The sequence below is a fragment of the Pseudomonas sp. PGPPP1 genome (genome assembly GCF_002255865.1).
Classification (GTDB): Bacteria; Pseudomonadota; Gammaproteobacteria; order Pseudomonadales; family Pseudomonadaceae; genus Aquipseudomonas; species Aquipseudomonas cremoris.
Window position 1 is genome coordinate 1 of record NZ_NKIG01000053.1, and the last position, 14,187, is coordinate 14,187.

Sequence of the window (14,187 nt, forward strand, 5' to 3'; positions counted from 1 at the left end):
TAGGCGCCCCGTTAAACCACGCTGGCCGAACGCAGGCTTGAATCCGTGGGTAACCCGGCAGGACGCCGGGTTAGCCGCGCTGGGCCAAGGATGGCCCATCGCGGCGGCCCACGGATTCAAGCCGGAGTTGAGGGCATGCCGAGCCTAGGCGAGGCACCGAGTGGTGGGGCAAGAGCCCTTTGGTTACTTTGGGGCTCTTTTCCAAAGTGACTCGCCGTAAGGGCGAAACCAATATCAGGCATCACCAAAAAAACGGATATGCCCCCCCTCGCTTACCCCCTATTTCCCACCAGCACTACCCTGACTACCGTCATACCCATCCCCCTCACTGGTATCGCCGCTATCATCCTGCCCCTGATGCAACACCCCACCCGTCTTCACCTGCGGCAACTCCCGCAACGTCGAATTCAACGCCGAGCGCGGCAGCGGATTACTGGTGGTAGTCGACAGCTCCTGACGGAACGGGTTAACCAGCTTGGCATTCAGACGAATATCCTGAGACGAAGCCCCCACCGACAGATTGAAACTGTCCGCATCCACCACCCACTGCTTGCTCTTCACATCGTAGTAAGCCAGCGAGCGGTCGTTGAGTTCGATGGTCACACGCTTGCTCTCACCCGGCTTCAAGAACACCTTCTTGTAGCCCTTGAGCTCCTTGAGCGCCCGCTCCACTTTCGGATGATTCTGCCCCACATACAACTCGGCCACTTCCGCACCCGCCACCTTGCCGGTGTTGGTCAGGTCGAACGACACCTTGATCGGCGCACCCGCCACCGCGACCCCAGGGGTCACGCTGATATTGCTGTAGCCAAAGGTGGTGTACGACAAACCATAACCGAATGGGTACAGCGGCTTGATGCCCTTCTTCTCATACCCGCGATAGCCCAGGAACAGATCGTCCTTGTAGCTCATCGTGTCCAGGGTTTCCTGGTTGTCGAATTTGGGGAAAGTCGCATAGATCGGGTTGTCTTCGATATTGCGCTCGATGCTGATCGGCAGCTTGGCCGACGGGTTGACCTTGCCCAGCAAGATCTCCGCCAGCGCCTGCCCACCGTTCTGCCCCGGGTAGAACGCATGCAGCGCCGCCGGTACCTGGTCGATCCAATCGCTCATCTTCAAGCCGGTGCCGCCGTGCAAGGTGACCACGGTGTGTGGGTTGACCTTGGCGATGCTCTGGATCAGTTGGCTCTGGAACTCCGGCAAATCGAAGCTGTGATCGAAGCCTTCGCCTTCGTATTCGTTGCTATTACCGGCGGCCACCAGCACCGCGTCGTACTGCGCCAGATCCTTGGGCGCCACCAGCGAGGCCCAGCTCATCTGCACGCCTACCAGGCCGCCCATGGTCGAGAGGTAGCCGTTGCGGCGCGAGTATTCAAGCTTGATGTCCACCGCCTTGCCGGCCTGCAGGTTGACCTTGGCGAACACCGGTATGGTCGGCGGGATGCTGTTGTTCGGCAGTGGCTTGCCGTCGCCGTTGTCGAGGATTTTCTTGCCGTCGACGTACAGGCGCACGGCCCCGTCGGCGCGGATCTTGAACACCTGCTCGCCGCTGACCGTCGGGGTGACCTGGCCGCTGTAGCGAATCGAAGTGGCCGCAGTGTCGCCGTTGACCGGCAGGCTGTCGGTGGACCAGTCCAGGTCGACATGGCTGTCGGTACGGCTGGCAGCGGCGTCACCGGACCAGTTGGTGTTGCTGAAGAACTCGGTCTTCAAGCCCTTGGCACTGTTGCCGGCGCTGTCGGTGTGGGTCCATACCGAGGCGCTCGGGTCCAGGGACAGGCCGTCGATAAACTCGACCTTGGCCCCTGGCGCCAGTTGCTGCAGGCCACTCAGTTCGCTGATGTAGTTGGCTGCCATCACGTTGGCGCTGCCGAACCCGGTGGGTGGCGCGTACTTGGCCAGGTTGCCGACCACGGCGATGCGCTTGGCTTTCTTGGCATCCAGTGGCAGCAGGTTGTCCTGGTTTTTCAGCAGCACGATGCCTTCACGGGCGGCATTCAGTGCCACGCGGTTGCTGGTGGCGCTGTTCATGTTGTGGTTAGTCAGCGGTGCCTTGCTGTCGAACTTGAACAGGTAGATCTGTTTGAGGATGCGCCGCACCTTGTCATCCAGGGTCGCGCCGCTCAGCTCGCCACTGTCCAGGTACGGCTTGAGCACCGTGCTGTTCATCTGGTAGCCCATCATGTCCAGGTCGGTGCCGGCCTGGGCGGCGGGCAAACCGTTGACCACCGCGTTGTAGTCGCTCTGCACGAAGCCTGCGTAGCCCCATTCGGTTTTCAGGATCTCGTGGATCAGGTGCGAGTTCTCGCAGGCGAATTCTCCGTTCACCTTCTGGAACGCACACATCATCATCGCCACCTTGCTGTTCTTAGAGGCGGACTCGAACGGCGGCAGGGTCATCTCGCGCAGCACGCGTTCACTGATGGTTTCGTCGAGGTGGAAGCGGTTGCTTTCCTGATCATTGGCCGCGTAGTGCTTGGCGTTGGCCCACACCCCGCGCGATTGAATGCCGTTGATCAACGCCGGCCCCAGGCTGGCGCCGAGGAACGGGTCTTCACCGGACAGGTATTCGAACGCCCGTCCGCTGTAGGGCATGCGATAGAGGTTCACGCCGGGGCCGGTGACGAACTGGTAGCCGCCGCTGGCAGTGTCGTAGCCCAGCGCGCGGCCGACGTCGATGGCGCGGCGCGGGTTCCAGCTGGCCGCCACGTTCGGGCCGGACGGGTACACCACGCCTTGGTCGTTGCCTTCACTGGTGTAGCGCACGCCCACGCCGCCGTCAGCGCCGTGAATCTGCGGGATGCCGTACTGGCTCAGCGGCTTCACGTCCCAACCACCGATACCGCCGATATAGGCGAGCTTCTCTTCCTGGGTCATCTTCGCCAGAGTCTTGTCCGCCGCCTTTTCTGCGCGGCTCACCATGCCTTCATCCAGGGCCGGGCTGGTCGCCGCGTGTGCATGGGATACGGCCAGCGCCAACAGGGCAAAAGCCGACTGGGCACCGATCATCTTGCGTTTATTCATGGGTCTCTCCAACAACTGTTTATTAAACATGGCGCGCTAACAAGTGCGCGTTCGTCACTTTTCTGCAGGCAATAGTTGGCCTTTGTCGCAATTTTTGGCCGATGGCTAATTGCAATTACTTGGCGAATTTCGCTGTTTTATTAGTGTAAAAATTGTATGTCTTGTTGTTGTAAGTAATGTCTATGCGATATCACGCGATGGCGTTTTGAATCGCAAAAGGCCAATAATTAAGGCAATTCTTGCGGTTATAAGTCAAACAAAAGCTATTTTTTGCGTTAAATAAGAAATATTTCATTACGATTCTGAACTAAGGCTAAACCTACCAGTCGATTGGTTTAACAAAATTCATGGCGGCATGGCGAACTAGTGGCTTTGCTCGATAGTTCTAAATGGCCATGTTTTATACACGCTGTCATACACAACGCTTTGGTGTAGGGTCTTGACCGAATTCAAGGCGCCGCTTGAGCAATCTGCTGTTTTTGATCTGGAGAAAGTTGATGAAGATTTCCCTGTTGGGTGCCGGTGTTGTCCTGGGCGTTGCACTGAGTGGTGCGGCACTGGCTGCTGAGTCCACCGACGCCGATGCCAAGTCCGGCGCTGCCGATTCCACGGTGATTACCCAGGCTCACGACGCCAAGGCGGTGAAAAAGCAGAAGGCTGAAACCACCAAGGGTGGGCGGCCGTTGCAGGATAGCCAGGCCAAGACGCCGAACTAACGGCCAGCACACAACCCCCTTGTGGGAGCGAGCAAGCCCGCTCCCACAGGAGGCTTTCATTGCTCTTCAGATAGCTGCTCATGACCCCTCTCAACGCCTCCCAGATGCACATCCCCGACACCGAACAGGTGTGCGCCTGGTTGATGCAGCAAGCCGGCTTGAAAACCGTCGACCTGGAGCGCGCCCGGCGCTTGTCCCAGGAGTCCGACGACACCGAACTGCTCGGCCTGCTTACGCGCCTGGGGCTGGTCTCCGAGGTCGAGCTGGCGCGGGCCTGGGCCGGTTTACTCGGTGCGCCACTGCTGCTTGCCGACGCCGCGCCGCCGCTGCTGGATCCGTTGCCGCCGCTGACCGAACGCTTCATGCGCCACTACCAGGTGGTGCCGGTGGGCTGGAGCCACGGGGGCCTGCGCGTGCTGGCGGCCAACCCATCGCAGCTGTATCCGTTCCAGGCCGTGGCTTACGCCTGCGGTGTACCGGTGTGGTTGGCGATCGGCCCGCGCAATGAAGTCGACACACTGATCGAGCGCTACTACGGCCAGGGCCGCTCGGCGATGGGCACGCTGATCGAAAACCTCGACGAGCAAGGCGGCGCGCTGGAAGACATCGAACACCTCAAGGACATGGCCTCCGAGGCGCCGGTGATCCGCCTGGTCAACCTGATCCTGCAGCGCGCGGTGGAACATCGCGCCTCGGACATCCATATCGAACCCTTCGAAAGCCAGCTCAAGGTGCGCTACCGCATCGACGGCGTGCTGCACGAAGCCGAAGCGCCGCCGTCCAGTTCCTCGGCAGCGGTGATTTCGCGGGTGAAGATCATGGCGCGGCTCGACATCGCCGAGCGGCGCCTGCCCCAGGACGGGCGAATCATGTTGCGCATCCAGGGCAAGGAATTGGACCTGCGGGTGTCCACGGTGCCCACCAGTTTCGGCGAGTCAGTGGTCATGCGTTTGCTCGACCGCCAGACCGTGAGCTTTGACTTCCAAAGCCTGGGTTTCGACGGCGAGCGGCTCGCGACCTTTCTTGAAGTGCTGGAACGGCCCCACGGCATCCTGCTGGTCACCGGGCCTACCGGCTCGGGCAAAACCACCACGCTCTATACCGCGTTGTCGCGGCTCAACACCGCCGAGCGCAAGATCATCACCGTGGAAGATCCGGTGGAGTACCAGCTCGAAGGCATCAACCAGATCCAGGTCAAACCCGCCATTGGCCTGGACTTCGCGGGCGCCTTGCGCTCCATCGTGCGCCAGGACCCGGACGTGATCATGATCGGCGAGATCCGCGACCTGGAAACCTGTCGCATCGCAATCCAGTCGTCGCTGACCGGCCACTTGGTGCTCTCGACACTGCACACCAACAGCGCCTCGGCGAGTATCACGCGGCTGCTGGACATGGGCGTGGAAAGCTACCTGATTGCCTCGACCGTCAACGGCATCCTGGCTCAGCGCCTGGTTCGGCGGTTGGACCCGACTACGCGCGAAGCCTTTGAAGCACCGCCCGAATTGATTGCCGAACACGGCCTGGATCGCTTCACTGACGAGCGTCCGATCAAACTCTACAGGCCGCGTGCCGACGCACCGGGCGGCGGCTATCACGGCCGCAGTGCAATCACCGAACTGCTGGTGATGAACGACGAGTTGCGCAGCCTGCTGATGCGCCAGGCCGACGCTGCCACCCTCGAACAAGCGGCCCGCCGTGGTGGCTTGCGCACCTTGCATGAAGAGGGCTTGCGCCAGGCGGTGGCCGGCGTGACCTCGCTGGAAGAAGTGCTGCGCGTCACTCGAGGCGAAGGCACGTGAGCCTGTTCAAATACCGCGCCCTGGACAGTCAGGGCGCGCCGCAAAATGGCACGCTCGAAGCCAAGGACCAGGCTGCCGCCGTCGCCGCCTTGCACAAGCGCGGCCTGCTGTTGTTGCAGATCGATCCTGCCGGCAACCAGGGCCTGCGCAACGCCTTGGGCCGCGGCCAATTGAACGGTGCGGCGCTGGTGAGTTTCACCCAGCAACTGGCTACGTTGCTCGGCGCCGGCCAGCCGCTGGAGCGCTCGCTGGGCATCCTGCTAAAACAGCCCGGCCAACCTCAAGTGCGCGCCTTGATCGAGCGCATCCGCGAACACGTCAAGGCCGGTAAGCCCCTGTCCAAAGCGTTGGAAGAAGAGGGCAGCCAGTTCTCGCCGTTGTACCTGAGCATGGTTCGCGCCGGTGAGGCCGGTGGTGCATTGGAAAATACCCTGCGCCAGCTCAGCGATTACCTGGAGCGCAGCCAATTATTGAGGGGCGAAGTGATCAATGCCCTGATCTATCCGGCGTTTCTGGTGGTTGGCGTGTTGGGTTCGCTGGCGTTGTTGCTGGCGTATGTGGTGCCGCAGTTCGTGCCGATCTTCAAAGACCTTGGCGTGCCCATCCCGCTGATCACCGAAGTGATCCTCGGCCTCGGCCAGTTTCTCGGCGCCTACGGTTTGGCGGTGCTTGCCGGGTTGATCGTGACCGCCTGGACCCTGGCCGCACGCCTGCGCAATCCCCAGCGCCGTGAACGTTATGACCGCCGCGTACTCGGCATTCGCCTGATTGGTCCGCTGTTGCAGCGAGTAGAGGCTGCCCGTTTGGCGCGCACCCTTGGCACCTTGCTCAGCAATGGCGTGGCCTTGCTGCAAGCGTTGGTGATCGCCCGCCAGGTCTGCACCAACCGCGCCCTGCAAGCCCAGGTGGCCCAGGCCGCCGAGTCGGTCAAGGGCGGCGGCACCCTGGCGAGTGCATTTGGCAGTGAGCCACTGCTGCCGGACCTGGCCCTGCAAATGATTGAAGTCGGCGAACAGGCCGGCGAACTCGACAGCATGCTGCTCAAGGTCGCCGACGTATTCGACGTCGAAGCCAAGCGCGGCATCGACCGCCTGCTCGCCGCCCTGGTGCCGTCCCTGACCGTGGTCATGGCGGTGCTGGTGGCGGTGATCATGTTGGCGATCATGCTGCCGCTGATGAGCCTGACCAGCAATATATGAACCCCCGAGGACTACTCCCCATGCGCTCCAAACCTGCACGCCGCCAAGGCGGTTTCACCCTGTTGGAAATGCTCGCCGTGATCGTGCTGCTGGGCATCGTCGCGACCATCGTGGTGCGCCAGGTCGGCGGCAACGTCGACAAGGGCAAATACGGCGCGGGCAAGGCGCAGCTGGCCAGCCTGTCGATGAAGATCGAAAGCTACGGCCTTGACGTCGGTTCGCCGCCCAAGGCCTTGCAACAACTGGTGGACAAGCCTGCCAACGCCGCCGGATGGGCGGGCCCGTACGCCAAGCCGTCGGACCTCAAAGACCCGTTTGGCCACGCCTTCGGCTATCGCTTCCCCGGTGAGCATGGCGCCTTCGACCTGATCTTCTACGGCCAGGACGGCCAGCCCGGCGGCGAAGGCTACAGCGCCGACCTGGGCAACTGGGAATAACCCGCGACCATGCCCGACGCCCAACGTGGTTTTACCCTGCTGGAGATGCTGGTGGTGATCGTGTTGATCAGCATCGCTGCCGGCCTGGTGGGGTTTGGCCTGCAACAAGGGCTCAAGGCTGCCAAGGAACGCCAGGTGGTCGGGCAAATGGTCGATGCCCTGCGCAGCACGCGGGCACGTGCGATTGTCAGCGGCGACACGGCCAAAACCGTGTTCGACCTGCACGCCTTGAGCTTCCAGGCGCCGGATCGACCGCTCAAGCACTGGCCGGCTGACTTGCAAGTGACCCTGCACACCGCCGAACACGCCGGCACCGCCGTTGCGTTCTACCCCGACGGCAGCTCCACCGGCGGCAACCTGGTGTTGGCCAACGGCACGCGGCGTTGGCGCATCGATATTGGCTGGCTGACCGGCAGCGTACAGTCCAAGGCCTTGCCATGAAGCACCAGTCGGGATTCACGCTGTTGGAGATGCTGGCCGCACTGATGCTGATGGCGATCTGCAGCACGGTGCTGTTGGTCGCCTTTGGGCAGAGTGCGCGCTCGTTGGCGCAGGTCAATCACAGTGATCGCCTGACCCACGCCGCACTGAGCGTGCTGGATCAGGAAACCACGGGGCCGCTGGCCAGTGGCGTGCATCAGGGCAGTCTGGAGGAGGGTATCCATTGGCAATTGCGCATCGCCCAGCAACCGACGCGCATCGGCCAGCCGCGCTTGTTTCGCCTCGACCTGACGGTCAGCGAAGGCCCGCGCCAGGCGCATTTCAGCACGCTTAAGTTGCGTGCCGTGAATGACAGGGCGTCGCTGTGAATCGACGCCAACACGGCTTCACCTTGCTCGAAATCATGATCGTGCTCAGCTTGCTCGGTGTGCTGCTGACCCTGGTCGGCGGTGCATTGTTGGGGGCCAATCGCGCGGTGCAAAAGGCCCAGCGCTATACGGACAGCTTGGATCAAATGCGCGCCGCACAGCAGTTCTTGCGCACCGCCATCAGCGAAGCCTTGCCGTTGGACGTGACTGAAGACGACAGCCAGACCCCCGGTTTTTTTGTCGGGGCCGCACAACGGATGCAATTTGTCGCGACGTTGCCCGGTGTACTCGGCGGCGGGATTCAGCGTTTCACCCTGCAACGGGTCGGCGGCGACTTGCAGGTGGCGTTCGCGCAATTTGAATCCGCAGCCCAGGTCAGCGTGCCGGCCTCGCGCAGTGAGCCGCAGGTGCTGCTGAAAAATGTCGAAGATCTGCAATTCAGCTATCGCGGCGTCTCGCCCAAAGGCCAAGCCACTGGCTGGATCAGTGATTGGCCATGGACCAAGCGCCTGCCCCATGCGGTACGCATCGACGCGACGGTCAGCGGGCCGGTGCCGTGGGTCAGCCAGGTGGTGGCGTTGCGCTTGAACCTGTCGGGCGGAGCGTCGGATCAATGAAGCATCAACGCGGTGTCGCCTTGTTGCTGGTGCTGTGGGTGTTGGCGCTGCTGAGCCTGTTGCTCGGCGGCCTGGCCGGCTGGGTGCAGTTGGAAACGCGTCAGGCGGCGTGGCATCGCCAGCATACCCAGGCGGCGTTGGCGGCAGAGGCGGGTGTGGCGTTGGTCATGCAGGCGCTGGCCGATCCGCTGCAGCGCAAGCAGTGGGTCGCCGATGGCCGTGAAATGCCCTTGGTATTTGACGACGCACAGTTGCACGTCAGCCTGCGCAGCGAGCGCGGCAAGTTGTATTTGAACAGCGCCGAGCCCGCCGATTTCGCCCGCGTGGCCCTGGCTTGCGGCGCCACCCCAGCCCAGGCCAGCCGCTTGGCCAAAGACCTGGAAAGCCGCCGCAATGAAGGGCTGGCGCCGTTTCGTGTGGTCGAAGAATTACGCCAGTTGCCGGGCATGAGTCAAGCGCTGTACCGCCGGTTGGTGCCGCAGATCACCTTGTGGAGCGGCCTGGATCGGCCCGATCCGGCCTTTGCCAGTGCCCTGATGCGCAAGGCCTTGAACCTGCCGCAGCAGAGTGCAGTGGGCGCCGACCCCGGCGAAGTGCTGGTCGTCAGCAGCCGCGCCGAGCGCCCCGGCGGTTACCACGCACAGTTGCATATCACCGTCCTATTGAGCCCCGCGCAGGGAAGCGCACAACCGTATCGGGTACTGCGTTGGCAAGAATGAATCGACTGTTATCCAAACCCCTGGCGCAGCTTGAACCGTTGGCCGAACGCTGGCGTGGCAGCGTGCTGCAGCAAGGCTGGCGCCTGTGGCTCAAGGAGCTGCGAGGTTGCCTGCCGGGTTGGTTGCGGCAAAGCGAACAGCCCGAGCAGGTCTATCACTGGCCATTGACTGAGCCTGTGATGGTCGTGCCCGACAACGTGCGCCAGGTACTGGTGCTCGCGCCCTCGGCGGTGCTGGTGCAAAGCCTGCAACTGCCACTGGCTGCGGCGCGCAACCTGACGACGGTGGTCGGTTATGAACTCGACCGCTTTACCCCGTTCGACGCCGACCAGCTGTACTTCGTCGCACGCCAGGAGCGCCGTACACCCACGCACCTCAAGGTGACACTGGTGGCGATCCTGCGCGAGCGCCTTGACCAGATCCTGCTCGACTGCATCGCCCTTGGCCTGCAACCCCACCAAGTGGATGTGCACGGCCTGGGCATCGACCTGCTGCCCGCACCGTTGCGCCCGCGCCAGCGCACCGCCGGCAAGGGCTTGCAGCGCAGCTTGCCGTGGTTGTGTGGTGCCTTGCTGATTGCAGCGATGCTGCTGTGGCTCAACGACCGCCAACGGGTGCTCGACGCGATGCACGCGCGTGTCCAGCAGCAAAGGGCCGAGGTGACCGAGGTGCAGCGCCTGCGCCAGCAACTGCTCAACACGCGGGGCGCGGCGCAGTACCTGATCCGCCGCAAAACCGCGCAGCCACCCCTGGCGGCACTGCTCAATGAACTCACGCGCTGCCTGCCCGCCGACACCTGGATCGATCAATTGGAAATCACCGACGGCGCCGACGTGTCGTTCTCTGGGCAAAGCGCCAAGGCCAGTGCGCTGATTACGCGGATCAAGGCTTGCCACAGCCTGGAAAATGCCCAGTTCGAAGGGGTGATCCAACCCGACGCGCAAACCGGCAAGGACCAGTTTTCCTTGCGCGCCCATTTGCACCAGGAGGCCGCCGATGCGCCGACCACTGACACCCCGTGAACGTCGCGGCGGCGCATTATTGCTGCTGGCATTGGTGCTGGGCGCGGCGTACTGGCTGTTGATCGACAGCTGGTTCGCCGGCCCGTTGCGCAGCATGGGCGAGCAAGCCGAGCAACTGCGCGAGCAGCAACAACGCTACGCCGGACTGCTACAGCAAGGCGCTTCACTGCGTGAGCAACTGGAGCAGGCGCGTCAGGACCCGGCCAGCAGCACCAGTTTGTTGCCCGGCGATGACCCCAGCGCCGTGGCCGCCGACTTGATGCAACGCGTCGCCGACCTGATCGGCAGCCAGGCCACCCTGGGTGGCGGCTGCAAGTTGACCCAACGTATGCCGATCACCCCGGAGCAAGACGACAGCGAACCCTACCGCCAGGTCAAGGTCAGCCTGACCCTGGACTGCGCCATCGAGCCGCTGACCGCAATCTTGCATGCGCTGGAGTACCAGCGGCCGTTCCTGTTCGTGGATGAGATGAGCATTCGGCGCCGACCGGATGCCCCCGCCAGCGGCGGAGCCGGCAAACTGGTGGTGCACCTGCTGGTGCGCGGCTATCTGCAACCGGCGAGCGCCAAGCAGGTGAGCCGATGATCCCGGTATTGCGCCCTGTCGAGTGGGGATTGCTCGGCTTGTCCGGCCTGTTGGGCATGCTGATGCTGGTGATCTTGAGCAGCGTCGGCGATGCGCCGCAGTGGTTGCCTGCGCCCGAACCCATGGCCGCCACGAATGCCTCGGCCAAGGTGCTGAGCGCGCCGGATGCCAGCCTAGAAAGCCTGGCCGGCACCTGGCAGGCGCCGTTGTTCAGTCCCGACCGCAGCCCGGATCACGCCGTTGGCCATGCGCAAGCGTCGAGTCTGTCGAGCCTGGTATTGACCGGTGTTGTCCTCAATGACGCGCTGCGCGTGGCGCTACTCAAACCTGCCGATGGCCCCGCGTTGAAAGTCCACCAAGGCCAGACCCTGCCCAACGGCTGGCGACTGGAACACCTCACACCCCGCGATGCCCGCTTCGTGCTGGACGGCCGCACGCAAACCCTGAGCCTCAAGGCCCTGCGTTTGCCGCCGCCGTCCACCACACCCCCGATTACCCTTCCTCACGAGCCCACCCCTTGATCGATACAGTCCCCGGCGCCTTGCGCACCACCGTGTTTTGCCTGGCCACCGCCGTTGCCCTCGGCGGCTGCGGCTCACTGCCCGACCACCTCGACCCGGACGCCGCGCTGATGCACGAGGCCATGCAGGGCACCGGCTCGCAGCGCCCGCCGGTCGAGCCCGCCAGCGAGCCGCCGCCACAACCCCAGGCCAAGACTGCACCGCAACGGCAACTGATCCGTGGCAACCAGCAGTTCGTGCGCCCGCCCACGGCAACGGCGGCAGGCGAGCAGGGCGGTGGCGACATCGTGTTCAACTTCGCCGACCAGCCCATCGAAGCGGTGATCAACAGCGTGATGGGCGACCTGCTGCACGAGAACTACAGCATCGCCCAAGGTGTGAAGGGCAACGTCAGCTTCTCCACCTCCAAACCGGTGAACAAGCAGCAGGCGCTGTCGATTTTGGAAACCCTGCTGTCCTGGACCGACAACGCCATGATCAAGCAGGGCAACCGCTACGTGATCCTGCCCGCCAACCAGGCGGTCGCGGGCAAGCTGGTGCCGCAGATGCGCGTCGCCCAGCCTTCCAGCGGCCTGTCGGCACGCTTGTTTCCGTTGCGCTACATCTCGGCCACCGAGATGCAAAAACTGCTCAAGCCCTTCGCCCGGGAAAATGCGTTCTTGCTGGTGGACCCGGCGCGTAACGTGCTGAGCCTGGCGGGCACCCCGGAAGAACTGGCCAACTACCAGGACACCATCGACACCTTTGATGTGGACTGGCTCAAGGGCATGTCGGTCGGCGTGTTCGGCCTGCAACGCGCGTCGGTCGCCGAGCTGATGCCCGAGCTGCAAAAAATGTTCGGCCCCGACAGCGGCATGCCCCTGGCGGGCATGGTGCGGTTCCTGCCCATCGAGCGTACCAACTCGGTGGTGGCGATCTCTTCGCAGCCGCAGTACTTGAGTGAGGTCGGCGATTGGATTCACACCATCGACGAAGGCGGCGGCAACGAGCCGCAGATGTACGTGTACGACGTGCGCAACATGAAGGCCACTGACCTGGCCAAGTACCTTCGACAGATCTACGGCACTGGTGCGATCAAGGACGACGCACCGGCCAAGGTCGCACCGGGCTTGCGCACCGCAACGCTCTCGTCACCAGGAACCAACAGCACTTCCGGTAGTACGCCGGGTGGGTTGAGTAACAACCTGAATAACAGCCAACCCGCTGCCGATGAAGAGGAGCCCGAGGTCGAACAAGACAACGCCGAGCAAGGCACAGTCGAAGATGCCCCGACCAAAAGCCTCGACGCCGGCACCCGCATCACCGCGCAGAAAAGCAGTAACCAGTTGCTGGTGCGCACGCGCCCGGTGCAATGGAAGGAGATCGAATCGGCGATCAAGCGTCTCGACAACCCGCCGCTGCAAGTACAGATCGAAACGCGCATCCTCGAAGTCAAACTCAGCGGGGAACTGGACCTTGGCGTGCAGTGGTACCTCGGGCGGCTGGCAGGCAATTCCGCCAGCACCACCGTGGCCAATACGTCCGGCAGCCAAGGCGCCTTGGGCGGTGGCGGGGCAGGGCTTGGGGCGGCCGATTCGTTGTTCTATTCGTTCGTGAGTTCCAACCTGCAAGTGGCCTTGCATGCGCTGGAAACCAACGGCCGCACCCAGGTGCTGTCGGCGCCGTCGCTGGTGGTGATGAACAACCAGCCGGCGCAGATCCAGGTGGGTGACAACATTCCCATCAGCCAGACCACGGTGAATACCGGCACCTCGGATACCACGTTGAGCAGTGTTGAGTATGTGCAGACCGGGGTGATTCTGGACGTGGTGCCGCGGATCAATCCGGGTGGGTTGGTGTACATGGATATTCAGCAGCAGGTCAGTGATGCCGAGGCGCAGACGGCCAATAGCGAGACGCAGAATAATCCGCGTATCTCGACGCGATCGGTGTCCACGCAAGTGGCGGTGCAGAGTGGGCAGACGGTGTTGTTGGGGGGGTTGATCAAGCAGGACAACGCTGAATCTGTGAGCGCGGTGCCCTATTTGGGGAAGATTCCGGGGTTGCGGTGGTTGTTTGGCAACACGAGTAAATCCAAGGATAGGACGGAGTTGATTGTGTTGATTACGCCGAGGGTGATTACCAGTGGGAGTCAGGCGCGGCAGGTGACGGATGATTATCGGCAGCAGATGCAGCTGCTGCGGCCTGGGGGGTGAGTGTGTATATCCGTTGTTTGGGTGATGGCTTACATCGGTTCCGCTCTTACAGCGGCTCACTTTTGAAAAGCGCAAAAGTAAGCAAAACGCTCTTGCCCCAACACTCGGCACCTCGCCTAGGCTCGGTGTGCCAGAACGAAGGCTTTGGAGCGTGGGCCGCCGCGATGGGCCATCCCTGGCCCAGCGCGGCTAACCCGGCGTCCTGCCGGGTTACCCACGCTCCAAAGCCTGCGTTCGGCCAGCGTGTTTGACGGGGCGCTTCTAGATCAAAAGCAAGAGCGCGGCGGCCTGATAGCCGACCGGTTTTTTGTGCCGATCACCGTTCAAACTGTGGGAGCTGGCTTGCCTGCGATGCAGGCAACTCGGTACATCAGGCATACCCAGTTGATGCCATTGCAGGCAAGCCAGCTCCCACAGAAAAGCAGGTTTCACAGGGTAGGGAAGCCGGACACGGTCAAAAAATGTGGGAGCGGGCTTGCTCGCGAATGCAGTGTGTCAGCCAATGAATTTATTGACTGACACACTGCATTCGCGAGCAAGCCC

13 protein-coding genes are annotated in these 14,187 nt (G+C 62.7%); 12 read left to right on the forward strand and 1 reads right to left on the reverse strand.

What is annotated here, in order from left to right:
- Positions 1-279 precede the first annotated feature (279 nt).
- Positions 280-3,024, reverse strand: a complete 2,745-nt coding sequence (locus tag CFE47_RS30285; RefSeq protein ID WP_286842754.1) for a beta-glucosidase — start codon at positions 3,022-3,024, stop codon at positions 280-282.
- 497 nt (positions 3,025-3,521) lie between these two features.
- Here CFE47_RS30285 and CFE47_RS30290 point away from each other — a divergent pair, with 497 nt between their 5' ends.
- From CFE47_RS30290 to gspD, 12 genes are all read left to right on the forward strand, one after another.
- A complete protein-coding gene (locus CFE47_RS30290) occupies positions 3,522-3,740 on the forward strand; it encodes a hypothetical protein (RefSeq protein WP_286842757.1) in 219 nt (72 codons plus the stop codon).
- Positions 3,741-3,820: 80 nt separating this feature from the next.
- On the forward strand, positions 3,821-5,539 hold the full coding sequence (gspE, locus tag CFE47_RS30295) for a type II secretion system ATPase GspE (protein ID WP_502695543.1): 1,719 nt from the start codon (positions 3,821-3,823) through the stop codon (positions 5,537-5,539).
- On the forward strand, positions 5,536-6,738 hold the full coding sequence (gene gspF, locus CFE47_RS30300; RefSeq protein ID WP_286842759.1) for a type II secretion system inner membrane protein GspF: 1,203 nt from the start codon (positions 5,536-5,538) through the stop codon (positions 6,736-6,738). Before gspE ends, gspF begins: the two co-directional genes overlap by 4 nt.
- A gap of 20 nt (positions 6,739-6,758) precedes the next feature.
- Positions 6,759-7,175 (forward strand): type II secretion system major pseudopilin GspG, encoded by a 417-nt coding sequence (gene gspG, locus CFE47_RS30305; protein WP_408635580.1) that lies wholly within the window; start codon positions 6,759-6,761, stop codon positions 7,173-7,175.
- Positions 7,176-7,184: 9 nt separating this feature from the next.
- Positions 7,185-7,616: a GspH/FimT family pseudopilin gene (locus CFE47_RS30310; protein ID WP_286842762.1), complete on the forward strand. Its 432-nt coding sequence runs from the start codon at positions 7,185-7,187 to the stop codon at positions 7,614-7,616.
- A complete protein-coding gene (locus CFE47_RS30315; RefSeq protein ID WP_286842764.1) occupies positions 7,613-7,984 on the forward strand; it encodes a prepilin-type N-terminal cleavage/methylation domain-containing protein in 372 nt (123 codons plus the stop codon). Before CFE47_RS30310 ends, CFE47_RS30315 begins: the two co-directional genes overlap by 4 nt.
- Positions 7,981-8,601, forward strand: a complete 621-nt coding sequence (locus tag CFE47_RS30320) for a type II secretion system protein GspJ (RefSeq protein ID WP_286842766.1) — start codon at positions 7,981-7,983, stop codon at positions 8,599-8,601. Before CFE47_RS30315 ends, CFE47_RS30320 begins: the two co-directional genes overlap by 4 nt.
- A complete protein-coding gene (locus tag CFE47_RS30325) occupies positions 8,598-9,320 on the forward strand; it encodes a type II secretion system protein GspK (RefSeq protein WP_286842768.1) in 723 nt (240 codons plus the stop codon). Before CFE47_RS30320 ends, CFE47_RS30325 begins: the two co-directional genes overlap by 4 nt.
- Positions 9,317-10,342, forward strand: a complete 1,026-nt coding sequence (locus CFE47_RS30330) for a PilN domain-containing protein (RefSeq protein ID WP_286842771.1) — start codon at positions 9,317-9,319, stop codon at positions 10,340-10,342. The genes CFE47_RS30325 and CFE47_RS30330 overlap by 4 nt, the downstream gene beginning before the upstream one ends.
- The gene (gene gspM, locus CFE47_RS30335) at positions 10,317-10,928 is read left to right on the forward strand and encodes a type II secretion system protein GspM (RefSeq protein ID WP_286842773.1); all 612 of its coding nucleotides are present in this window, start codon (positions 10,317-10,319) and stop codon (positions 10,926-10,928) included. Before CFE47_RS30330 ends, gspM begins: the two co-directional genes overlap by 26 nt.
- On the forward strand, positions 10,925-11,449 hold the full coding sequence (locus CFE47_RS30340; protein ID WP_286842776.1) for a type II secretion system protein, XpsN-like: 525 nt from the start codon (positions 10,925-10,927) through the stop codon (positions 11,447-11,449). The genes gspM and CFE47_RS30340 overlap by 4 nt, the downstream gene beginning before the upstream one ends.
- Positions 11,446-13,644, forward strand: a complete 2,199-nt coding sequence (gene gspD / locus CFE47_RS30345; protein ID WP_286842778.1) for a type II secretion system secretin GspD — start codon at positions 11,446-11,448, stop codon at positions 13,642-13,644. The genes CFE47_RS30340 and gspD overlap by 4 nt, the downstream gene beginning before the upstream one ends.
- The last annotated feature ends 543 nt before the right edge of the window (positions 13,645-14,187 follow it).

Coding starts and splice junctions, on each gene's coding strand:
- CFE47_RS30285 (WP_286842754.1), bottom strand. CDS start 3,024: ATGAATAAACGCAAGATGATCGGTGCCCAGTCGGCTTTTGCCCTGTTG.
- CFE47_RS30290 (WP_286842757.1), top strand. CDS start 3,522: ATGAAGATTTCCCTGTTGGGTGCCGGTGTTGTCCTGGGCGTTGCACTG.
- gspE (WP_502695543.1), top strand. CDS start 3,821: ATGACCCCTCTCAACGCCTCCCAGATGCACATCCCCGACACCGAACAG.
- gspG (WP_408635580.1), top strand. CDS start 6,759: ATGCGCTCCAAACCTGCACGCCGCCAAGGCGGTTTCACCCTGTTGGAA.
- CFE47_RS30310 (WP_286842762.1), top strand. CDS start 7,185: ATGCCCGACGCCCAACGTGGTTTTACCCTGCTGGAGATGCTGGTGGTG.
- CFE47_RS30315 (WP_286842764.1), top strand. CDS start 7,613: ATGAAGCACCAGTCGGGATTCACGCTGTTGGAGATGCTGGCCGCACTG.
- CFE47_RS30325 (WP_286842768.1), top strand. CDS start 8,598: ATGAAGCATCAACGCGGTGTCGCCTTGTTGCTGGTGCTGTGGGTGTTG.
- CFE47_RS30330 (WP_286842771.1), top strand. CDS start 9,317: ATGAATCGACTGTTATCCAAACCCCTGGCGCAGCTTGAACCGTTGGCC.
- gspM (WP_286842773.1), top strand. CDS start 10,317: ATGCGCCGACCACTGACACCCCGTGAACGTCGCGGCGGCGCATTATTG.
- CFE47_RS30340 (WP_286842776.1), top strand. CDS start 10,925: ATGATCCCGGTATTGCGCCCTGTCGAGTGGGGATTGCTCGGCTTGTCC.